The organism is Xylophilus rhododendri (assembly GCF_009906855.1).
Classification (GTDB): Bacteria; Pseudomonadota; Gammaproteobacteria; order Burkholderiales; family Burkholderiaceae_C; genus Xylophilus; species Xylophilus rhododendri.
Genome location: NZ_CP047650.1, coordinates 795,056 through 817,411, shown reverse-complemented (window position 1 = coordinate 817,411; position 22,356 = coordinate 795,056). Strand labels below are relative to the sequence as shown.

The following is a 22,356-nucleotide window of genomic DNA, read 5'->3' as shown; positions in this document are numbered from 1 at the left end:
GGCGGATGTCCACCGAATGCCCGCCCGGCCGGTGCTGGCCGGTGCGCGCGCAGGAAGAAGGATGTCGCCTCAGGTCCCGGAGGCTGTGTTCGGCCGTGACGTCTGCGCCGACTGCTGGCCGGGCGCGCGCTGCGCCTCGGCCTGGGCCTGCGGCATCGGGCCCCGCTCCATCGGGTCGTAGGCAAGGCCCACCGACACCACGGACAGGGTCGATAGCTCCGCCAGGGCGAATGCGACGGCGGCCGCAAGCGCCAGCTTGCGGGGCAGCTTGTCGAAACAGAGAAACAGGACCAGCCCCGCCACGCCCAGTCCCAGGAAAAGCGCTGCGAGCGAGGTGGTGGGGATTCCGGCGATCACATTCATGAAGCTGAACTTACCATTCAGAAATCATTCATCTGTATCCAGATTTAAAACCCACCACGCAGCCCGCGCTGCGCCGTCCTCAGGCCGTGCGAGGGCCGCGCCGCTGCGTCAGCCGCGCCAGCGCTGCCGCCACCGTGTGCCAGATGCCGGCCTGGGCCGCACGGCCCTGTTGCACCGGCAGCACCGGCTGCGAGGCCACTTCATCAGCGTGACACTGCACCGAGAAACGCGCGCCTTGCAGCCCTTCCAGCGCCACCCACTGGGCGGCCGGAACACGCGTGGCCTGGCCGGCGGACAGCGTCATGGCGAGTCCTTCGTGGACCAGCTGCAGGCGCAGCGAGCCGGCGACGCAGCGCACTTCGCTGCCGGTTTCCAGGTGGATGAGTTGCTCTTGGTGGGCGGCGATCGATTGCAAAAGAGGGTTGTTCAGAGACATGGTGATCTCCCGTATTAGGAGACTCCACTGTAGGTTTTGGCTGCCTCGAAGGGCAGGCACAGACCACAACAGAAGCGACCGTATCAGTGCATTTGAATCTGTTCTGTTCTGCCCGGAATTCACGGTAGCTGTATCTGTTGCGGTACAGCGGCAACGATGCGATATTGGCCCGATGCTGTCATCCCCGACCCCGGCCAAGGCCGCCCCGCATCAGGAACTGCTGTACCGCCAACTGGCCGGCCATTACGGCTCGGCGATCGAGCAGGGCGCGCTGCCGCCGGGCAGCCGCATGCCCTCGGTGCGCGAACTGATGCTGCGCCACCAGGTCAGCCTGTCCACCGGCCTGCAGGCCTTGCGGTGGATGGAGGAGCAGGGCCAGCTCGAAGCCCGGCCGCGCGTGGGTTACTTCGTGCGCCAGCCGGCTCTGGCCCGGCTGCCGGCGGCACGCGAGCCCAGCCTGGAGATGGAGAGCCCCACCGACATCGATGCCTCGCCCTTCAGCGGCATCAATCCCCGCATCTCGCTGTTCCTGGAGAAGGCGCGGCAGGCCGATGTGAAGATCGACCTCGGCACGGCCATGCCGGCGCCCGAGCTGTTCGACGCGGCCTCGCTCAACCGCCTGGCGACGGCGCTGCTGCGCGAGCAGCCCAACATCCTGCTGCGCGGCGCCACCATCCGCGGCACGCATCCGGAATTCCAGGCCGCCATGGCCCGCCATGCGCTGGACTGCGGCGTGCGCATCGCGCCGGAAGAGGTGATGGCCACCCTGGGCAATTCGGAAGCGGTGAACCTGGCATTGGCCGCGGTCACCCAGCCGGGTGACATCGTGGCGGTGGAATCGCCCACCTTCTTCGGCCTGCTGCAGGGCATCGAGACGCAGGGGCTGCGCACCCTGGAGATCCCCAGCAGCCCGCACACCGGCATCTCGCTGGAGGCGCTGGAGCTGGCGGTGCGCAGCCAGCCGCGCATCAAGGCGGTGATCGTGGTGCCGCACCTGCAGATGCCCACCGGCTGCGTCATGCCCGATTCGCACAAGCAGCGCCTGCTGGCCTTCTGCACCGAACACGACCTGGCGCTGATCGAGGACGACATCTACCGCGACCTGGTCGAGTCCACCCATCCCGCGCGCCCGATCAAGGCCTGGGACACCGAAGGCCAGGTGATCTACTGCGCCTCCTTCAACAAGACCTTCGCCCCCGGCCTGCGCCAGGGCTGGATGAACGCCGGCCGCTGGCACACCCGGGTGCAGATGCTGAAGTACGCCCGCACCCGCAACATGCAGAGCTGGTCGCAGCTGCTGGCGGCGCGGGGCGTCAGCGCGCCGTCCTTCGACCGGCGGCTGCGCAAGCTGCGTTCGGAACTGCGCACCCAGCGCGAGGCCAGCGCCCAGGCCATCGCCAGCCATTTCCCGCCGGGGGTGCACCTGAGCCTGCCGCCGGGCGGCCTCAGCCTGTGGCTGGAACTGCCGGACGGCGCGTCGTCCACGCTGCTGCACGAGCAGGCGCTGGCGCGCGGCATCCGCATCGCGCCGGGGCCGATGTTCTCCAACAGCGGCCGTTATGAACGATTCATCCGCCTGAGCTGCGGCATGCCCTTCTCGCCCGCGGTGGAGCAGGCCTACGTCGAGCTGGGGCAGCTCATCCGCGCGATGCTTTGACGCGTTCCTGCAGCCAGGCCAGGATGTCGGCCTCGGCCATCGGCCGGGCGATGTGATAGCCCTGGCCCTGCTGGCAGCCGATGGACAGCAGGGCCTTCCAGGTGGCCTCGTCCTCGATGCCTTCGGCCAGCACCTGCAGCCCGAGCTTGCGGCCGAGCTGGGCCACCATTTCCGCGATGCGGCCGCCCGGCGGCTGGCTGAGCTGGCTGACGAAGGAGCGGTCGATCTTGATGCGGTCCAGCGGCAGGCGCTCCAGGCGGCTGAGCGAGGAATAACCGGTGCCGAAATCGTCGATGGCGATCGAGATGCCCATGGCCCGCAGCGCCGACAGCGTGGCTTCGAGCTGCTGGGTGGGCAGCACCGCCACCGATTCGGTGATCTCCAGCTCCAGGTGCCGGCCCTGCAGCCCGCCGCCCAGCAGGGCGGCGCAGACGGCGCTGTAGAAGCCCGGATCGCGCAGCTGCACCATCGACACATTGACCGCCATGCGCTGCGGCGCGCAGCCGGCATCGATCAGCCGGCGCATCGCCTGGCAGGCGGTGGACAGCACCCAGCGGCCCAGCGGCACGATCAGGCCCGAGGCCTCGGCCACCGGGATGAATTGGTCGGGCGGCACGAAGCTGCCCTCGCGGGTGCGCCAGCGCAGCAGCGCCTCCAGCCCGATCACGGTGCCGGTCTGCAGGTCGATCTGCGGCTGGTAGGCCAGGAACAGCAGCTTGTCGTCGATGGCCGCGCGCAGGTTCGACAGCAGCAGGGCGCGGGCGCGCGCCTCGGTGCCCATGTGGTCGAGGTACTGCACGTATTCGCCGCGGTGGTCGCGCTTGGCGCGCTTGAGCGCGATGGTGGCGTCCTTCACCAGGTCGGCGCCGGCCTGCACGTCGCTGGGCAGCAGCACATAACCGCAGGTCAGCGAGACCTTGTAGGGCACACCTTCGACGATCAGCGGCTGGCGCACGCAGTCGAGCAGATGCCGCGGCTCCACCCGGGCCACCGCGCCGAGCACACCGAAGGTGTCGGGTCCGACGCGGGCCAGCAGCACGCCTTCCGGCAGGGCGCGGGCCAGGCATTCGGCCACGGTGGCCAGCAGGCGGTCGCCGAAGCGGTGGCCCATCACCTCGTTGGCGGCGCTGAAGTCGTCGATGTCGAGCAGCGCCAGGATGTGGTGGCCGCTGCGGCGGCGCACGCATTCATCCACCTGCTTGACGAAGTGCGCCCGGTTGGGCAGTTGCACCAGCTGATCGAAGTAGGTGGAGTCGCGGCGGCGGGTGGCCGCGCGGCTCGGTGCGGGAATGATCTGGGTCATGACGCCGGCATCGCCTGCTGGATCGCGGCCAGTTCCACCCGGTTGCGGCCGCCTCGCTTGGCGGCGTAGAGCGCCTCGTCGGCCAGGTTGTAGGCATCGTCGAAGCGGCCGCCGCGGGCGGCCCAGCTCACGCCGAAACTGGCGGTGATGTCGCTGCCGTCGGGCAGGGCGAAGTCATGGCTTTCGATGCAGCGCCGCATCGCGTCGGCCACGGCCACCGCTTCCTCGGGACCCTGGCCGGGCAGCAGCACGGTGAATTCCTCGCCGCCGACCCGCCCGACATGGGCGCTTTCCGGCACCACGTTCTTCAGGCAGTGCACCACGCCGACGATGACGGTATCGCCCACCGGATGGCCGAAGCTGTCGTTGATGCGCTTGAAGTGGTCGATGTCCAGCACCACCAGCGACAGGTCCTGCCGCTCGAAGCAGCCGTTGACCCGCTCGATGATGGCCGCCCGGTTGAGCACGGCGGTCAGGGGGTCGTGGGTGGCGCGGTATTCCAGTTCGGTGGCCAGGTCCTGCAGGCGCTGGTTGAGCTGGCTCATCTCGCGCTCGGTGCGGTCGCTGCGGCGCACCAGGCGGCGGGTTTCGCGCAGCAGCCGTTCATAGGCCGACAGCAGTTCGCCGAGGGCCTGATGGGAGCGCGCTCCAGCCGCATCGCCGGCGGCCGAGGCGCTGTCATGCGCGGCCCGCGCCACTTCCAGCGCCCGGGTCTCGGCCTCGAAGATATCGGTCGGCAGGGCCTGGGCGTTCATCTAGCTCGGCCTCACCGCGTGGCTGACGAATTCGATGGAGGTGAAGTCTTCGCTCAACTCCTGGCCGAACTCCAGGATGGTGTCGTCTTCCTCGTCGTGGAACCAGTTCAGCTGCACCTGGTTGCCGGTGTCGACGGCATCGTTGAGCGCCTCGATCAGGTTGAACAGCATCTTGGTGCTGGAGCTGTTGAAATACGCCAGCGCGATATTCACCTCGATTTTCTCGCTCTGTTGTCCGCCGAGATAATCTTTGAGTTTGGCGATGATGTCGCCGTAGAACGCCGCGGCATTTTCCGGATAGGATTCGCCGCGCAGGCTCAGGCGGTGCGCGTCGAATTTGAAATCCACTTCAGGAGTGCTGGGCGTCGGGGCGATATAAAGGTTGTCCATCTTGTTTCTCAGATCGTGGCCTTGAGATAGAACACCGGCGCGGCACCGGTGTTGTCGGCTGGCTCGAAATCGAAATCCAGCGGCGCACGGGCGTCACGCGCCACGGTGAGAAGGCCGATGCCTGCGCCCTTGCTGCCTTCGGGCGTTTCATCGCGCAGCGTCTGGCGATAGGCCTGCTTGATTTCTTCCAGCGTCATGGCGCGCAGCGCGTCGAGCTTGACGCGCAGTTCGTCGGCGATGCGCTGCTCCACCGGGTTGGCGCAGAGCAGCTGGAAACTGCCGTCGTCCTCGCGCCGGATGCACACCGAGCCGTGGCGCAATTCGCCGTCGCTGTGGGTGTGGGGCGTCAGCGAGTCGGACGAATAATGAATGATGTTCTGTGCCATCTCGATGAAGGACGAGAACAGCTTGCGGCGCGTCGGGCCGGCCACGCCGGAGACTTCGAGCTGCAGTTTCACCGCATCCGCCATCGCCGCCACGATATGTTGGGAAAAATACCCGACATAATAAAAAATGACCTGGTGCTGCCGCGCGAGATTGAAAAACGAGCCGTATTTTTCGGTGATCAATGGGGAAGGCATGGTGGCAATCTCGGGGTGAATCAGGCGCGAAAGCAGAAGAAGGTGAGGTCGTCGCGGCGGTGGTTCTGCGCCTGCCAGTCGCGCAGGGCCTGGCTGACGGCCTCGTTGACCTGGGCGGCGGGCTGATCGCGCTGGGTCAGCAACAGCTCGCGCAGGCGGCGCTTGCCGAAGGCCAGGGCGCGCGGGCCGCCGATCTGGTCGATCAGGCCGTCGGTGGTGACGAACACCAGGCTGCCCGGCGGCACGGTCAGTTCCTGGTTGGCCCAGGCGAAGTCGAATTCGCTGTCCACATAACCCACGCCCTTGCGCTGGCCTTCGGTGGTGTCGACTTCTTCTGCGCCCGGCCGCAGCACGAAGAGCGCCAGGCGGGCGCCGGCGAACACCAGCCGGCCGGCGGCGGGTTCGAACCAGAAGCAGGCGGCGTCCATGCCGTCGTCGGAGCCCGGCGTGCCGTCCTTGCCGTCCATCTGGCCGAGCATCTGCTTGATGCTGCGGTTGACGCTGCCCAGCAGCCGCGCCGGATCGCGCGGGCCGTGCTGCTCGATCGCCTGGTTCAGGCTGGTGGAGGCGATCAGCGTCATGAAGGCGCCCGGCACGCCATGGCCGGTGCAGTCGGCCACCGTGCCCAGCCAGCCCTCGGGCTGCACGCTGAACTGGTAGAAGTCGCCGCCGACGACATCGCGCGGCTCCCACACCAGGGCTGCCTCGGGGCAGGCGCGGGCCAGGGCCTCGCGCGAACTGCGCAGCGTGGATTGCTGGATCACGCTGGCGTATTCGATGCTGTGCATGATCTGGCGGTTGCGCGAGGCCTGCAGGTCCGCCACCACCTGCATCAGCTGCAGGCCGCTGCCCACGCCGACGAATTCGCCTTCGCGGGTGATGATGAAACCGTCGGCCAGCGCCTTCTCGCCGTGCGCCACCGCCTTGAAGGTCAGCGCCTCCAGGCCCAGGTCGGCATCGACCACCAGCGGTTCCTTGTCCATGAAGGCGATGCAGCTCTTCTTGCCGTAGAGCTCCTGCCGGAAGGGCTGGCTCATCTGCGACAGGAAGATGTTGCGGTTGATCAGGCCGATCGGCCGATTGCCCTCGACCACCGGCAGGCTGCTCAGGTCCCGCAGGCGCGTGAAGATCTCCAGCACCTTGTCATTGGTCTCGTCCGCGGTGAGACAGGGTGCGGGATTGCAGAGCGCCTCGGCATTGGGCTGCTGGAGACGGGGGCGGAATTCGCTGAGGTATTCGCTGGCTTCGGCCATGGCACGCGCCAAAGTGGTTTGTCACAAATCGTATTTCGATGTCATGAAACATTTATGACGGCCGCGTGTTCCGCCCACCCTCTTATGGCCAATAGACCGGGGCCGCCGGCTGCCTGCACCATCCATGACCGAAATCAAAACGGTGCCGCCCGCGCATCGGCACAGTGTGGCGCCGATGCATCGAACCAACCGTCCACAAGGAAAAGCCATGAGCCATCACCCGACCGACAACCAGGCCGCCGAACTGCGCGCCCGCCGGCTTCGCCCCCTGGGCACGCCCAGCGACCTGGGCGCGGCCGCCGCCACCGACATCGCCGCCGCCCTCAACGGCGTGCTGGCCGATGTGTTCGCGCTCTACCTGAAGACCAAGAACTTCCACTGGCACATGAGCGGCCCGCACTTCCGCGACTACCACCTGCTGCTCGACGAACAGGGCGACCAGCTCTTCGCCATGACCGATCCGCTGGCCGAACGCATCCGCAAGGTGGGCGGCACCACGCTGCGTTCCATCGGCCACATCGCCCGCATGCAGCGCATCGCCGACAACGACGCCGACTATGTCGATCCGCTGGACATGCTGGCCGAGCTGCGCGAGGACAACCAGGTGCTGGCCGGGCGGCTGCGCGAGGCCCACAACGTGACCGACGAGCACCGCGACATCGCTTCCTCCAGCCTGCTGGAGAACTGGATCGACGAGACCGAGCGCCGCACCTGGTTCCTCTTCGAGTCCAGCCGCCCCACGGCCGGATAGAACCGGGTCGGACCTGCATCAGCGTGTAAACTAGAAACCGACGTGACAGTGGGTTTATTCGACCCGTTTCGCGTCTGCAGCGGGAAGTGCCGCGCCTGAGCCCGGGCTTTTGCATCCGGGCCGGGCCTCTGGACGTACTCCCCATGTCATCCCATGGGGGTGTTCTACGTCTGAATGGCAGGTTTGCGACGTGCGCGGTTCGATCCGATCGATGCTTGAAACCAGGGCCTTCCGGTAGGACGGATGGCACGCGCCGGTTTGCCCGCCTTTTCCGCCCTCCAGTCACGCAGCCGCTTCGGCCGTGTCGCATGGGAGTGGCTGTTCCTGCTGGCGGGGCTGCTGGCGCTGGGCGCCTATGGCGGCTATGTGTCCTGGCAGGAGCGCGAACGCACCGGCAACTACGAACGCCGGCGCCTCGAATCCCAGGTGCGCATCCTCGACGAACGGCTGGGCTCGCAACTCTTCAGCCTGGCCGGCGCGCTCGACGGGGTGCGCGACGCACCGGAGATCTTCGACCGCAGCGACGCCGACGAGCGCACCTCGCGCCGCCTGCGCGGGCTGGCGCGGCTGGTGCCCTCGGTGGCGCACTTCAATCTGGTCGATGCCCAGGGCATCGTGCGGGCCGCCACCGACCGGGACTTCGTCGGCCGCAGCGTGCAGGACCAGCGCTTCTTCCGCGAAGCCCGCGCCCATGTCGACGAGGGCCAGGTGCTGCGCATCTCGCGCCTGCCGGCATCCGGCCAGGCCGATGCGCCCCGGGGCGTGGTGGTGGTGCGCATCATCTTCGACGGCGCGCAGTTCGCCGGCGTGACTTACGCGGTGCTGGACGAGGAGCGCCTGGCCGCGATGCTGTCCTCCATCGTCTATGCGCCCGACATGCGCATGACCCTGGCGACGCGCGACGGCGAGGTGCTCTCCAGCGTCTCCGGCGCGGGCGGCGAGACCGAGTCCCTGGACGCCCCCGGCCGCGACCGGCTGCTGACGCGCTACCAGGTCCACGCCGGCACCATGCAGCTCGACCAGCCGCTCTTCGTGGTGGCCAGCCGTTCGCGCACCGCGATCCAGGCCGGCTGGCGCGGCCGGTCTACCGCCTTCCTGGCGGTCTTCCTGAGCACCACGCTCCTGTGCAGCGTGATGCTGCATGTCTTCCAGCGACGCCGCCGCGAGCGCGAGATCCGACAGTTCGAGGAGCTGCAGGAACAACGCTCGCAGGCCGAGCGCCTGGACTTCATCCTGGCCGGCGCCGACATCGGGCTGTGGGACTGGGACGTGGCCGGCCGCCGGGTCGACTTCAACCAGCGCTGGTACGACATGCTGGGCATGTCGGTCGGCGAGATCGGCAAGGGCCCGGAAGACTGGCAGGCGCTGGTCCATCCCGAGGACCTGGCCCGCCTGCGCGCGGCCATCGCGCGGTACTGGGAGAACGACGCCACCGTGCACCAGGTGGAGTTCCGCCTGCGCCACCGCCTGGGCCACTGGATCTGGCTGCAGGACCGCGGCAAGGTGATGGCGCGCGACGAGCACGGCGTGCCGCTGCGCATCGTGGGCGCGCACATGGACATCACGCCGCACCGCCGCGCCGAGGAGGCGCTGCGCCAGAGCGAGGCCCGCTTCCGCGCCTTGACCGAGCTGTCCTCCGACTGGTACTGGGAGCTGGACGAGCACCACCGCTTCATGCATTTCGAAGGTTATTCCGACACCGAGATCGGCCTGCCCAAGGAAGACAACATCGGCCTGACGCGCTGGGACCTGGGCGCGCTCAACATGACCGATGCGCAATGGGCCCGCCACCGCGCCACGCTCGATGCGCACGAGGTGTTCCACGACCTGGAGCTGCAGCGCCTGGACACCCACGGCAACATCTACTGGGTGTCGATCAGCGGTGCGCCCATCTTCGACAAGGAAGGCCGTTTCGGCGGCTACCGCGGCATCGGCCGCAGCATCACCGAACGCAAGCGGGTGGAGGACGAGATCGAGCGCCTGGCCTTCTACGATGCGCTCACCGGCCTGCCCAACCGCCGCCTGCTGCTGGACCGCCTCACCGGGGCGCTCGACCGCTGCCGCGAGCGCACCCAGCGCGGCGCGCTGCTCTTCATCGACCTGGACAACTTCAAGGACCTGAACGACACCATGGGCCACGACGTGGGCGACTCGCTGCTGGAGCGGGTGGCCAACCGCATCGTCAGCTGCGCCCGGCCCGGCGACACGGTGGCGCGCCTGGGCGGCGACGAGTTCGTGGTGATGCTCGAAGGCCTGCCCCATGCCGACGACGAGGCCACGCAGGCGGTGTCGGCCGTCGCCCGGCATGTGCTGGAGGCGCTCAACCATCCCTATCTGCTGGAGGGCTACCAGCACCACAGCACGCCCAGCGTCGGCATCGCCTTCTTCGACGGCGACATCGAGAGCGTGGACGACCTGCTCAAGCGCGCCGACCTGGCCATGTACCAGGCCAAGGCGGCCGGCCGCAACACCATCTGCTTCTTCCAGCCGGAGATGCAGGAGGCGGTCACCGCCCGCTCGGCGCTGGAGGCCGACCTGCGCTCGGCCATCGGCAACCATGAGCTGCTGCTGTTCTTCCAGCCGGTGGTCAACGAGCAGAGCCGCCTGACCGGCGCCGAGGTGCTGCTGCGCTGGCAGCATCCGGTGCGCGGCATGGTCATGCCGGGCGAGTTCATTCCGCTGGCCGAGCAGACCGGGCTGATCCTGCCGGTCGGCAACTGGGTGCTGGAGACGGCATGCGAGCAGCTGGTGCGCTGGGGCGCGCAGCCCGCGACCCGGGAGCTGACGCTGGCGGTCAACGTGAGTGCGCGGCAGTTCCGCCAGGTCGATTTCGTGGCGACGGTGCTGGGTGTGCTGGAGCGCACCGGCGCGCGGCCGGACCGGCTGAAAATCGAGCTGACCGAGAGCCTGCTGCTGAGCGACGTCGAGGACATCATCGGCAAGATGACGGCGCTCAAGGCGCATGGCGTGGGCTTCTCGCTGGACGACTTCGGCACCGGCTATTCGTCGCTGAGCTACTTGAAGCGCCTGCCGCTGGACCAGCTGAAGATCGACCAGTCCTTCGTGCGCGACGTGCTCACCGACCCCAACGATGCGGCCATCGTGCGCACCATCCTGGCCCTGGCCGAGAGCCTGGACCTGGCGGTGGTGGCGGAGGGCGTCGAAACCGCGGGCCAGCTCGACTTCCTGCGGCGCAGCGGCTGCCGCGCCTTCCAGGGCTATTACTTCAGCCGGCCGGCGCCGGTGGAGGCGATGATGGCCGGCATAGGTGCGGCCGGCGGCGTGGTGCCGGCGATGGCGGGTTAGGCCCGGCGAGCGTCGCGCAGCGCCCGGGCCACTTCCGGCACCAGCGCCGGGCCGCGGTAGATGAAGCCGGTGTAGACCTGCACCATGTCCGCCCCGGCGCGCAGCTTGGCGAGCGCGTCCTCGCCGCTCATGATGCCGCCCACGCCGATGATGGGAAAACCGGCGCCCAGGCGCGCGCGCAGGCCGGCGATCACCCGGTTGCTCGCCACCTGCACCGGCCGGCCGGACAGGCCGCCGGCCTCCTCGGCATGCGGCATGCCCTGGATGGCGCTGCGGTCCAGCGCGGTGTTGCTGGCGATCACGCCGTCCATGCCGTGGCGCAGCAGCGCATCGGCGATGGCCTGCACCTGCAGCTCATCCAGATCGGGCGCGATCTTCACGAACAGCGGCACACGTTTGCCATGGGTTTCGGCCAGCTGCGCCCGCCGGGTGGAGACGGCGGCGAGCAGGCCGTCCAGCGCCTCGTCGGACTGCAGCGCCCGCAGGTTCTTGGTGTTGGGCGAGCTGATGTTGACCACCACGTAGTCGGCATGCGGGTACACGCCGTCCAGGCAGATCAGGTAGTCGTCCGTGGCGCGCTCGATCGGCGTGGCGGCGTTCTTGCCGATGTTCAGGCCCAGCACCATCGGCGACTTGCGCTGGCGCAGGCGCGAGCGGGCGACGTTCTGCAGGAACACGTCCAGGCCCAGGTTGTTGAAGCCGAAACGGTTGATCAGCGCCTCGGCCTGCGGCAGGCGGAAGATGCGCGGCTTGGGATTGCCTGGCTGCGGCTTGGGCGTGACCGTGCCCACCTCCACCGAGCCGAAACCCATGGCACCCAGCGCATCGATGCAGCGGGCGTTCTTGTCCAGGCCGGCGGCCATGCCGATGCGGTTGGGGAAGTCCAGGCCGGCCAGGCGGATCGGGTCCTGCACCAGGGGCTGTTTCCACAGGGCCTGCAGCGGGGTGTTCTGGCCGCGCTCCAGCCAGTCGATGGTGAGATCGTGCGCGGCTTCCGCATCGAGTTGGAAGAGCAGGGGGCGGACAAGCGGATAGGGCAGCAGGGGCATTGGATAATTCCGGATCAACAGCGCCGGATTTTCTCCCATGACGACACCCTCCCCGAATACCGCCCCCATCGCAGCTTCCACCCAGGATGAACTCAAGGCCCAGGTCGGCCGCGCCGCACTGGCCTACGTGGTGCCCGGCCAGATCGTGGGGGTGGGCACCGGCTCCACCGTCAACAAGTTCATCGAGGCGCTGGCGAGCATGCGCGACCAGATCCCCGGCGCGGTCTCCAGCTCCCTGGCCAGCACCGAGCGGCTGCAGGCCCTGGGCATTCCGGTGCTGGATGCCAACGAGGTCGAGTCGCTGGCCGTCTACATCGACGGCGCCGACGAGATCGACGGCAAGGGCCATATGGTCAAGGGCGGCGGCGCGGCGCTGACGCGCGAGAAGATCGTCGCGGCGCTGGCGCGGCAGTTCGTCTGCATCGCCGATGCCTCCAAGCAGGTCGAGGTGCTGGGCAGGTTCCCGCTGCCGGTGGAGGTGATCCCCATGGCCGCGCAGCGCATCGCCCGCTCCTTCGCGGCCCTGGGCGGCGAAGCCACGCTGCGCCTGAAGGACGGCCAGCCGCTGGTGACCGACAACGGCCAGCACATCCTGGACGTGCGCGGCCTGCGGATCACCGATCCGCTGGGTTTCGAGTCCGAGGTCAACCAGTGGCCCGGCGTGGTCACGGTGGGCGTGTTCGCCCACCAGCGCGCCAACGTCTGCCTGCTGGCCAGCCCGGCCGGCGTGCAGACGCTGCTGTTCTAGTCGCTCAGAACTGGATGCCGGCCGGGTTGCGCGGCGGCGCGGAGGGCGCCGAGCGCGACGGCTGGCCGGCCGCCGCTGCAGGCGAGGCGGACCGGGGCGCGGCCACCGTCACCAGCGGCGCGGCGGGCGGAGCCCGGTAGGTGGCGGGCAGTTGCGACTGCTTGGGATAACCGGCCAGGTCCAGGTACTGGCTCCATTCGGCGCTGGAGAAGCCCTGCAGCGCCTGCGCGCCGATGGTGGCGAAGGGAATCGAGGTGCCGCCGCTGATGCGGGTCAGGGCCTCGCTGTCGGCGGCCGTGGTGACGGTCTTTTCCACGAAGGGCACGCCGCGCGAGCGCAGCAGCGAGCGGCCGTCGTTGCAGGGCGCGCAACCGTCGGAGGTGTAGAGCGTCACCGGGTAGCGCTGCACCACCTGGCGCAGTTCGTAGGGCAGCGCGGCGGTGTTGACGGACGCGGCCGGCGTATCGACCGGCGTGGCGGTGCCGGCCGGCGCCTGGTCGGCCAGGCTGGTGGCAGGACGATCCGAGAAGGTCACCCGGCCGTCCGGGCCGACGATGCGGTAGACCTGCTGGGCCTGGGCGCCCGCCGCGGCGGCCAGCAGCAGTGCGAAGGCGATCCGTTTCATTGCGCGGCGGGGGCCATGCCCTGGTGGCGCAGCAGCGCGTCGATGCTGGGCGCGCGGCCGCGGAAGGCCTTGAAGGACTCCATGGCCGAGCGGCTGCCGCCGGATTCGAGGATGGCCTCGCGGTAGCGCCGGCCGGTCTCGGCATCGGGCTCGCCCTGCGGGCCGGCGGCCTCTTCGAAAGCCGCGTAGGCATCGGCGCTCAGCACCTCGGCCCACTTGTAGCTGTAGTAGCCGGCCGCATAGCCGCCCGCGAAGATATGGCTGAAGGTGTGGGCACTGCGGCTGAAGGACGGCGAGGGCAGCACGGCCACTTCCTCGCGCACGGCCTGCAGCAGGGGCTTGAAATCCTCGGCCGGGTCGTGGCTGGAGTGCAGCAGCATGTCGAACAGGGCGAACTCCACCTGGCGCAGCGTGGCCAGGCCGCTCTGGAAGTTCTTGGCCTTGAGCATCTTGTCGAACAGCTCGCGCGGCAGCGGCTCGCCGGTGTCGGCATGGGCGGTCATGTGGCGCAGCACATCCCATTCCCAGACGAAGTTCTCCATGAACTGGCTGGGCAGCTCCACCGCATCCCATTCCACGCCGTTGATGCCGGAGACGTCCCGCTCGTTGACCTGGGTCAGCATGTGCTGCAGGCCGTGGCCGAACTCGTGGAAGAGGGTGATCACGTCGTCGTGCGTGAGCATGGGCGGCTTGCCGTCCAGGCCTTCGCCGAAGTTGCAGACCAGCTGGGCGATGGGGTCTGCAGCCGGCCGTCGTCGGGGCGCAGCCAGCGCGAACGCACGTCGTCCATCCAGGCGCCGCCGCGCTTGCCGGCGCGGGCGGACGGGTCGAGATAGAACTGGCCGACCAGCATGGGCGCATGGCCGTCCGGGCGGGCGCGTTCGATGCGGTAGAACTCCACCGAGGGATGCCAGACCGGCGCCTCGTCGCGCTGGATCTGCACGCCGAACAGGGTCTCGACGATCTTGAACAGGCCGGCCAGGGCCTTGGGCGCCGGCAGGTACTGCTTGACCTCCTGCTCGCTGAAGGCATAGCGCTCTTCCTTGAGTTTCTCGGAGATGTAGGTCCAGTCCCAGGGCTGCGGGTCGGCCAGGCCGAGCTTTTCTGCGGCGAAGGCGCGCATGTCGGCCACGTCCTGTTCGCCGTATGGTTTTGCGCGTTTGCCGAGGTCGCGCAGGAAGGCGATCACTTCGGCGGGCGACTCGGCCATCTTGGGCACCAGCGAGACTTCGGCGAAGTTGTCGTAGCCCAGCAGGCGGGCTTCCTCGCGGCGCAGGGCCAGGGTCTCCTGGATGATGGCGCTGTTGTCGAACTTGCGCTGCTCCTCGGTGCCGATGTCGCTGGCGCGGGTGGCATAGGCCGTGTAGAGCTTCTGGCGCAGCTCGGAGCTGTGCGCGAACTGCATCACCGGCAGGTAGCTCGGCATCTTGAGGGTGATCTTGTAGCCCTCGCGGCCATCGGCCTGGGCGGCGGCGCGGGCGCCCTGGATGGCGTCGTCGGGCACGCCGGCCAGCTCTTCGAGCGTGGCGTAGTAGGCGAAGGCGTCGGTGGCGTCGAGGGCGTTCTCGCTGAACTTCTGGCCGAGTTCGGCCTGGCGTTCCTGCAGCTCGGCGAAACGCTCGCGCGCGGCGCCCTGCAGTTCGGCGCCCGACAGCACGAAGTTGCGCATGGCGTTGCGGTGGGCCTGGCGCTGCTCGGCGTCGAGCGTGGCGGTGTCGATCGCCTTGTACTTGGCGTAGAGGCGTTCGTCGGCGCCCAGGCGGGTCCAGAACTCGGTGACCTTGGGCATGGCCGCGTTGTAGGCGGCGCGCAGTTCGGGGGTGTCCGCCACGGCGTTCAGGTGGCCGACCACGCCCCAGGCGCGGCCCAGGCGTTCGGTGGCCACGTCGAGCACCTTGGAGATCTCCGTCCAGTCGGCGGGGAAGTCCGGCGCGGTGACGGTCTCCAGGGCCTGGCTCGCCTCGGCCATCAGCTGGTCGGTGGCGGGGGCGACGTCCTCGGGACGGACGCGGTCGAACAGGGGCAGGTGGGAGAAGTCGAGGAGGGCGTTGGTCATGCCCTGGATTTTGCGTCACTCGGCCCGGGTTCAAGCCCCCGGACCATAGAGCCATTCAATGTCGGCGATCAGCCCGCGCTGCGCTCGGCCGCCTCGATGGTGTTGACGAGCAGCATGGTGATGGTCATCGGGCCGACGCCGCCCGGCACCGGGGTGATCCAGCCGGCGACTTCCTTCACGCCCTCGAAGTCCACGTCGCCGCAGAGCTTGCCGGCGTCGTCGCGGTTCATGCCGACGTCGATCACCACCGCGCCGGGCTTGACCATGTCGGCGGTCAGCACGTTGCGCTTGCCGACGGCGGCCACGATCACGTCGGCCTGGCGGGTCATGGCACCGAGGTCGGCGGTGGCGCTGTGGCAGATGGTGACGGTGGCGCTCTTGGCCAGCAGCATCAGGGCCATGGGTTTGCCGACGATGTTGCTGCGGCCGATCACCACCGCATGCTTGCCGCGCAATTCGAAGCCGATGGACTCCAGCATCTTCATGCAGCCGTAGGGCGTGCAGGGCCAGAAGCCGGGCGTGCCGGTCATCAGCGCGCCGGCGGAGGCGACGTGGAAGCCGTCCACGTCCTTCTCGGGCGCGATCGCCTCGATGACCTTCTGCGCATCGATGTGCGCCGGCAGCGGCAGCTGCACCAGGATGCCGTGGATGGAGGGGTCGCGGTTGAGCGCATCGACGCGCGCCAGCAGCTCGGCCTCGCTCATGTCGGCGGCGTACTTCTCCAGCACCGAATGCAGGCCGTTGTCCTCGCAGGCCTTGACCTTGTTGCGCACATAGACCTGGCTGGCCGGGCTGTCGCCCACCAGCACCACCGCCAGGCCGGGCGTGACGCCCCTGGCGCGCAGGGCGGCGGCGCGTTCGGCGACCTCGGTGCGGAGTTGGCGGGAGAGGGCGTTGCCGTCGATGATTTGGGCGCTCATGGGAAGACGAGTGGGGATCGGGTTTCGGAAATGAAAAACGCCCGCTTGACCATGGTCAGGCGGGCGCCGTGCGGGCGAAGCCTCAGGCCTTGGCGGCGGCGGCGTGCGCCGGATGGGCGTGGTGGCTCTGGCCGAGGGCGATCTTCAGCAGGTCGGCCACGGTGTTGGCGTTGAGCTTTTCCATGATGTTGGCGCGGTGCGCCTCCACCGTCTTGATGCTGATGCCCAGGTCGTCGGCGATCTGCTTGTTCAGGCGGCCGGCGACGATGCGTTCCAGCACCTGCGCCTCGCGCGAGGTGAGCTTGGCCAGCAGCGCATCGCGGCTGGCGGCCTGCTGGGAGTCGGCGAAGACTTCCTTGGCGCGGTCGAGCATGCGCTCCACCACGGCCACCAGCTCGTCTTCCTTGAAGGGCTTCTGGATGAAATCCAGGGCGCCTTTCTTCATGGTCTCGACGGCCATGGGCACGTCGCCGTGGCCGGTGATGAAGACGATGGGCAGCGGCGACTTGCGCTCGATCAGACGGTCCTGCAGTTCGAGGCCGCTCATGCCTCCCATGCGGATGTCGACGACCAGGCAGGCGATTTCTCGCGGGTCGAAACGGGAGAGGAAGGACTCGGCGGATTCGAAACAGCGGACCCGGAAGTCCTTGCCTTCGAGCAGCCATTGCACGGAATCGCGAACGGCTTCGTCGTCGTCCACCACGTACACAGTGCCTTTTTTGGGAATCAAGCTCATGCGGTCACGCTCGGTTTATGCGGGCTGGTGGCGGAGGGGGTGTCGGAGGGTGGCCGCAGCGGTATCCAGAAGGAGAAGCGGCAGCCGGCGACCTCCGAGCCATTGTAGAGGTTCTCCGCATGCATCCGGCCCTGGTGCGATTCGACGATGCTGCGGCACAGGTTCAGGCCTATGCCCATGCCTTCGGACTTGGTGGAGAAGAAGGCTTCGAAGAGGCGTTCGAGCACCTCCGGCGCGAGGCCGCCGCCGGTGTCGAGCACGGTGAATTCGATGGCAGCCTGGGCCTCCACATGGCGCGGCACCACCCGCAGTTCCACGCTGCGGCGGCCGGGCGGGCGGGCGGCGTTGTCCACCGATTCGGCGGCGTTGCGCATCAGGTTGACCAGCACCTGCTCGATCAGGATCGGATCGACCATCAGCGTGGGCAGGCGCGCCGCCACGTAGTGCGACAGGCGGATGTTGCGGCGGCGCATTTCGATGTCGGCCAGCTCCACGGCCTCGGCCACCATGCTGGCCACGTCGGAGGGGGTGCGGTTGGGCTCGCTGCGTTTCACGAAGGCGCGTATGCGCTGGATGATCTGGCCGGCGCGCTGCGCCTGGTGGGCGGTCTTGTCCAGCGCCGACAGCAGCATCTGCTGTTCGGTGTTGCCGCCCTTGATGCGCGAGATGAGGCCGCTGCAGTAGTTGCTGATGGCGGTCAGCGGCTGATTGAGTTCGTGCGCCACCGAGGAGGCCATCTCGCCCATGGTGATGAGCCGGCTGATCGATTGGGCGCGTTCGGCCTGCGCCGCGGCCTGCTCCTCGGCATTGCGGCGGCTGGTGATGTCGGTGGCGATCACCATCTGCGCCAGGCGGCCGTCCACCCAGTTCAGATAGCGCGAACGCACTTCCAGCCAGCGGCCTAGCGAGGGGATGAAGATCTCGGAGTTCTCGGTCTGCGCCTGGGTCAGCGAGGTGGTGGGCAGGCCGGCCAGGCCGTCGACGTCGTCGAGCGTGTCCTCGCCTGTGGCGTCGGCCGGCTGCACGCCGGCCTGGGCGGCCATCTGAAGATGGCCTTCGGCCTCGGCGCCGAACCACTGGCGGTAGAGGCGGTTGGCGAAGAGGATCTCCTGGCTGCCCAGCGGCGCCACCGAGACGGATGCATCGAGCGCCTCCAGCACGATGGTGAAGCGCTCGTGCGAGGCGGTGAGCTGGGCGCGGATGCGGTTGGGCTCGGTGATGTCGGTCATCGAGGTCATCCAGCCGGTCTGCTGCCCGTGCGGGTCGATCAGCGGCGACACATAGAGGCGTGCGTCGAAGATGGCGCCGCTCTTGCGTTTGACCCGCACCTGGAAGCCGCCGGGCTTGTGGCGGCCGGTGAGTTCGTCGTTGAGCAGATTGGCCAGGTGGCTGTGGTCCTCGTCGGGCCAGTAGGAGTAGGGCGGGGTCTGGCCGACCAGCTCGCTCTCGGTCCAGCCGGTCATCTGGCAGAAGGCGGCGTTCACATAGGTGATGCGGCTTTCCATGTCCAGGGCGCGCATGCCGGTGAGCACCGAGTTCTCCATCGCGCGGCGGAAGTTGGTCTCGGCGATCAGCGCCTGCTGGGCCCGCATGCGGCGCCGGGTGTGGCGCCAGTTGGCGATCAGCATCCAGGCGGTCATCGCGCTCAGCATGCCGACCAGCCAGAAGAAGCCGCTGCCGACCACGCCCAGCGAGGTGCGGTAGGCCTGGGCATGCAGCACCAGCGCGTTGCCGACCGGCGAGACCGGCACTTCGTAGGTGATCGAATTGGCGCCCCAGGGCACCAGGCGCTTGGCGCCGGTGCGCGGCGCCAGCGGCGTGCCGGCCACGGGGCGGCCGCTGCCGTCCTGCAGGGTGACGGCATACCGCGCCAGCACCTCGCTGGGCACGCCGTAGCGCAGCAGGCTGTCGATCGAGTACTCGCCCAGCAGCACGCCGGAGAAGTGGCCCTGGATGGAAAGGGGAATCTGCAGCTGCAGCAGCGTGCTCGGGCTGTTGCCGCCGACCGGCTGGGAATACACCGGCTGCTGCAGGTCGCGGGTCAGGCTGAACAGGTTCTCGGTCTCGCCGGGGCGCAGCAGGTCGTCGGTGTGGCGCAGCTGGCTGGCCGGCAGCGAGGGGGCTGCATGGCTGGCCAGCACCTTGCGGCGTTCGTCGATCCAGGTGAGGGCCTGCATCTCGGGGTACTGGCTGATCAGGGATTCGGAGCGGCTGTTGAACTCCTGCCGGTCGATCTCGCCATTGGAGACATCGCGCGCGATGCGCATCAGCTGCTCCTGGCGCTCCAGCAGGCGCAGGCGCAGGCGCTGCTGGGCGTATTCCACGTCGCGCCGCACGGCCTCCTGTTCGCGGTCGCGCTCCTCGGTGCGCAGATAGGAGAAGGCGATGGCGATGGCGGCCAGGAACAGCACCACCGCGGCCAGCGGCGCGAGCATGGCGAAGCGGTCCTGGCGCTGCGGCGGCTGGCGCTGCCACCAGCGGCGCCACACCGCGGCCATGCGCGCCGGAAAGGATCGGCTGCGGGTGCCGGGGACGGGAGGGTTGACCATGGTGGCGAGTGTAGGGGGCCGGGCGTACATATCTTATTGCAGCGCAGCATTGAATTCCGTAATATGAAACGTCGGTGCACCATTCGAAATGCAATAAAAGTGTGAGAAACTCGCCGCCGCCCGTGCCAGCCAGGCACTCCCTCCATGGAGACAAAGCATGTCAGCCCTTCCCGATGATTCGATCGGCGCCGCCGCGCGCACCCCGCAGGACGCAGATCCGCAGGAAACCCGCGAATGGACCGATGCCCTCAAGGCCGTCATCGCGAGCGAAGGTCCTGAACGCGCCCACTACCTGCTCGAACAGCTGCTCGACCAGGCGCGCCAGAACAGCATCGACATGCCCTTCTCGGCCAACACGGCCTATGTGAACACCATCGCGCCGGACGCCGAAGCACGCACCCCGGGCGACAACGACATCGAGGAGCGCCTGCGCGCCTACATGCGCTGGAACGCCATGGCCATGGTGGTCAAGGCCAACCGCCTGCATCCGGAAGACGGCGGCGACCTCGGCGGCCACATCAGCTCCTTCGCCTCGCTGGCCACCATGTTCGGCGCCGGCTTCAACCACTTCTGGCATGCCGAGAGCGAAGGCCATGGCGGCGATCTGCTCTACATCCAGGGCCACAGCTCGCCCGGCATCTATGCCCGCGCCTTCATGGAAGGCCGGCTGACCGAGGAGCAGCTGCTGAACTTCCGCCAGGAAGTGCAGGGCAAGGGCCTGTCGAGCTATCCGCATCCCAAGCTGATGCCCGAGTTCTGGCAGTTCCCCACCGTCTCCATGGGCCTGGGCCCGCTGATGGCGATCTACCAGGCGCGCTTCCTGAAGTACCTGCATGCCCGCGGCATCGCCGATACCTCCAACCGCAAGGTCTGGGCCTTCCTCGGCGACGGCGAGATGGACGAGGTCGAATCGCTGGGCGCCATCGGCGTGGCCGCGCGCGAGAAGCTCGACAACCTGATCTTCGTGGTGAACTGCAACCTGCAGCGCCTCGACGGCCCGGTGCGCGGCAACGGCAAGATCGTGCAGGAGCTCGAAGGCGAGTTCCGCGGCGCGGGCTGGAACGTCATCAAGCTGCTCTGGGGCAGCTACTGGGATCCGCTGCTGGCGCGCGACAAGGACGGCGCCCTGAAGAAGATCATGATGGACACGCTCGACGGCGACTACCAGGCCTTCAAGGCCAACGACGGTGCCTTCGTGCGCAAGAACTTCTTCGGCCGCGATCCGCGCACGCTGGAGATGGTCTCGCACATGAGCGACGAGGACATCTGGCGCCTGCAGCGCGGCGGCCACGATCCGCAGAAGGTCTTCGCCGCCTACGACGCGGCCGTCAAGCACAAGGGCCAGCCCACCATCCTGCTGATCAAGACCGTCAAGGGCTTCGGCATGGGCAAGGCCGGCGAGGGCAAGAACACCGCCCACCAGGCCAAGAAGCTGACCGACGAGGACATCAAGACCTTCCGCGACCGCTTCAACATCCCGGTCACCGACGAGCAGCTGGCCGACATCCCCTTCTACAAGCCGGCCGACAACACGCCGGAAATGCAATACCTGCACGCCCGCCGCAAGGCACTGGGCGGCTACCTGCCGCACCGCCGCACCAAGGCCGACGAGACGATCCCGGTGCCGCCGCTGGAAACCTTCAAGGCCGTGCTGGATGCGACCGCCGAAGGCCGCGAGATCTCGACCACGCAGGCCTACGTGCGTTTCCTGACCACGCTGCTGCGCGACAAGCAGCTCGGCCCCCGCGCCGTGCCCATCCTGGTCGATGAAGCCCGCACCTTCGGCATGGAAGGCCTGTTCCGCCAGATCGGCATCTACAACCAGGCCGGCCAGCAATACACCCCGCAGGACCGAGACCAGGTCTCCTACTACAAGGAAGACCAGAGCGGCCAGATCCTGCAGGAAGGCATCAACGAAGCCGGCGGCATGGCCAGCTGGATCGCCGCGGCCACCTCGTACAGCACGAACAACCGCATCATGGTGCCGTTCTACGTGTACTACTCGATGTTCGGTTTCCAGCGCATCGGCGACCTGGCCTGGGCGGCCGGCGACATGCAGGCGCGCGGTTTCCTGCTGGGCGGCACCTCGGGCCGCACCACGCTCAACGGCGAAGGCCTGCAGCACGAAGACGGCCACAGCCACATCCTGGCCGGCACCATCCCGAACTGCATCAGCTACGACCCGACCTTCGCCCACGAAGTCGCGGTGATCATGCACCACGGCCTGGTGCGCATGGTCGAGAAGCAGGAGAACGTCTACTTCTACCTGACGCTGCTCAACGAGAACTACGCGATGCCGGGCCTGAAGGCCGGCACCGAAGAGCAGATCATCAAGGGCATGTACCTCTGCAAGGAGGCCACGCTCGCCAAGGGTCCGAAGGTGCAGCTGCTGGGCTCCGGCACCATCCTGCGCGAGAGCATCGCGGCCCAGGAACTGCTGGCCGCCGACTGGGGCGTGTCCGCCGACGTGTGGAGCTGCCCGAGCTTCAACGAGCTGGCCCGCGAAGGCCAGGACGCCGACCGCTGGAACCTGCTGCACCCGACCGACAAGCCGCGCACCTCCTTCGTGGCGGAGCAGCTGGGCAAGAGCGAAGGCCCGGTGGTCGCCTCCACCGACTACATGAAGGCCTACGCCGAGCAGATCCGCCCCTTCGTGCCCGCTGGCCGCAGCTACCGCGTGCTGGGCACCGACGGCTATGGCCGCAGCGACTTCCGCACCGAACTGCGCAAGCACTTCGAGATCAACCGCCACTACATCGTGGTCGCGGCGCTCAAGTCGCTGGCCGACGATGGCAAACTGCCCGCCACCAAGGCGGCCGAAGCCATCAAGAAGTACGGCATCGATGCCGACAAGCTGAACCCGCTCTACGCCTGAACG

General features: G+C 68.2%; 16 protein-coding genes and 2 pseudogenes. 5 read left to right on the top strand and 13 right to left on the bottom strand.

Features of this window, described 5'->3' with window-relative positions; all coding sequences use genetic code 11:
- Window positions 1-69 precede the first annotated feature (69 nt).
- Entirely contained in the window at window positions 70-363 is a 294-nt protein-coding gene (locus GT347_RS03865) for a hypothetical protein (protein WP_160550708.1), read from the bottom strand.
- A gap of 79 nt (window positions 364-442) precedes the next feature.
- On the bottom strand, window positions 443-799 hold the full coding sequence (locus GT347_RS03860) for a hypothetical protein (RefSeq protein WP_160550707.1): 357 nt from the start codon (window positions 797-799) through the stop codon (window positions 443-445).
- A gap of 172 nt (window positions 800-971) precedes the next feature.
- Between GT347_RS03860 and GT347_RS03855 the strand changes: the two genes are divergently transcribed.
- Complete coding sequence (locus tag GT347_RS03855; RefSeq protein ID WP_160550706.1) at window positions 972-2,456, top strand: aminotransferase-like domain-containing protein; 1,485 nt, start codon at window positions 972-974, stop codon at window positions 2,454-2,456.
- Here the strand turns inward: GT347_RS03855 and GT347_RS03850 are convergent.
- From GT347_RS03850 to GT347_RS03830, 5 genes and pseudogenes are all read right to left on the bottom strand, one after another.
- Window positions 2,437-3,720 (bottom strand): annotated as a pseudogene (locus tag GT347_RS03850) (putative bifunctional diguanylate cyclase/phosphodiesterase); the annotation flags it as partial. The gene GT347_RS03855 and the pseudogene GT347_RS03850 overlap by 20 nt on opposite strands.
- Window positions 3,721-3,755: 35 nt before the next feature.
- On the bottom strand, window positions 3,756-4,514 hold the full coding sequence (locus tag GT347_RS03845; protein ID WP_160550704.1) for a GGDEF domain-containing protein: 759 nt from the start codon (window positions 4,512-4,514) through the stop codon (window positions 3,756-3,758).
- Window positions 4,515-4,904, bottom strand: coding sequence for a DUF1987 domain-containing protein (locus GT347_RS03840; protein ID WP_160550703.1), 390 nt, complete (start codon window positions 4,902-4,904; stop codon window positions 4,515-4,517).
- Between the two features lie 8 nt (window positions 4,905-4,912).
- Complete coding sequence (locus GT347_RS03835) at window positions 4,913-5,485, bottom strand: SiaB family protein kinase (RefSeq protein WP_160550702.1); 573 nt, start codon at window positions 5,483-5,485, stop codon at window positions 4,913-4,915.
- Between the two features lie 20 nt (window positions 5,486-5,505).
- Window positions 5,506-6,738 carry a SpoIIE family protein phosphatase gene (locus tag GT347_RS03830; protein ID WP_160550701.1) on the bottom strand — a complete coding sequence of 411 codons (1,233 nt, stop codon included), beginning with the start codon at window positions 6,736-6,738 and terminating at the stop codon, window positions 5,506-5,508.
- Window positions 6,739-6,946: 208 nt separating this feature from the next.
- On the opposite strand from GT347_RS03830, the gene GT347_RS03825 reads away from it, so the two are divergent.
- Window positions 6,947-7,489, top strand: coding sequence for a Dps family protein (locus tag GT347_RS03825; protein WP_160550700.1), 543 nt, complete (start codon window positions 6,947-6,949; stop codon window positions 7,487-7,489).
- Between the two features lie 1,134 nt (window positions 7,490-8,623).
- Entirely contained in the window at window positions 8,624-10,795 is a 2,172-nt protein-coding gene (locus GT347_RS03820; RefSeq protein WP_407704159.1) for a putative bifunctional diguanylate cyclase/phosphodiesterase, read from the top strand.
- Here GT347_RS03820 and GT347_RS03815 read toward each other — a convergent pair.
- On the bottom strand, window positions 10,792-11,844 hold the full coding sequence (locus GT347_RS03815; protein ID WP_160550699.1) for a quinone-dependent dihydroorotate dehydrogenase: 1,053 nt from the start codon (window positions 11,842-11,844) through the stop codon (window positions 10,792-10,794). The two genes, GT347_RS03820 and GT347_RS03815, sit on opposite strands and share 4 nt — an antisense overlap.
- Window positions 11,845-11,881: 37 nt before the next feature.
- Here GT347_RS03815 and rpiA point away from each other — a divergent pair, with 37 nt between their 5' ends.
- Window positions 11,882-12,592 carry a ribose-5-phosphate isomerase RpiA gene (gene rpiA / locus GT347_RS03810; protein WP_160550698.1) on the top strand — a complete coding sequence of 237 codons (711 nt, stop codon included), beginning with the start codon at window positions 11,882-11,884 and terminating at the stop codon, window positions 12,590-12,592.
- Between the two features lie 4 nt (window positions 12,593-12,596).
- On the opposite strand, the gene GT347_RS03805 is transcribed toward rpiA, so the two are convergent.
- The 5 genes and pseudogenes from GT347_RS03805 to GT347_RS03785 all read right to left on the bottom strand — a co-directional run bounded on the left by GT347_RS03805 (window position 12,597) and on the right by GT347_RS03785 (window position 19,478).
- Window positions 12,597-13,217 (bottom strand): glutaredoxin family protein, encoded by a 621-nt coding sequence (locus tag GT347_RS03805; RefSeq protein ID WP_160550697.1) that lies wholly within the window; start codon window positions 13,215-13,217, stop codon window positions 12,597-12,599.
- Window positions 13,214-15,273 (bottom strand): annotated as a pseudogene (locus tag GT347_RS03800) (M3 family metallopeptidase). Before GT347_RS03800 ends, GT347_RS03805 begins: the two are co-directional and overlap by 4 nt.
- Window positions 15,274-15,341: 68 nt before the next feature.
- A complete protein-coding gene (gene folD / locus GT347_RS03795; protein ID WP_160550696.1) occupies window positions 15,342-16,193 on the bottom strand; it encodes a bifunctional methylenetetrahydrofolate dehydrogenase/methenyltetrahydrofolate cyclohydrolase FolD in 852 nt (283 codons plus the stop codon).
- An 82-nt stretch (window positions 16,194-16,275) separates the two neighbouring features.
- Window positions 16,276-16,929: a response regulator transcription factor gene (locus GT347_RS03790; protein ID WP_160550695.1), complete on the bottom strand. Its 654-nt coding sequence runs from the start codon at window positions 16,927-16,929 to the stop codon at window positions 16,276-16,278.
- Window positions 16,926-19,478, bottom strand: coding sequence for a PAS domain S-box protein (locus GT347_RS03785; RefSeq protein WP_160550694.1), 2,553 nt, complete (start codon window positions 19,476-19,478; stop codon window positions 16,926-16,928). Before GT347_RS03785 ends, GT347_RS03790 begins: the two co-directional genes overlap by 4 nt.
- A 157-nt stretch (window positions 19,479-19,635) precedes the next feature.
- Between GT347_RS03785 and aceE the strand changes: the two genes are divergently transcribed.
- Window positions 19,636-22,353 (top strand): pyruvate dehydrogenase (acetyl-transferring), homodimeric type, encoded by a 2,718-nt coding sequence (aceE, locus tag GT347_RS03780; RefSeq protein WP_160550693.1) that lies wholly within the window; start codon window positions 19,636-19,638, stop codon window positions 22,351-22,353.
- Window positions 22,354-22,356: the final 3 nt, after the last annotated feature.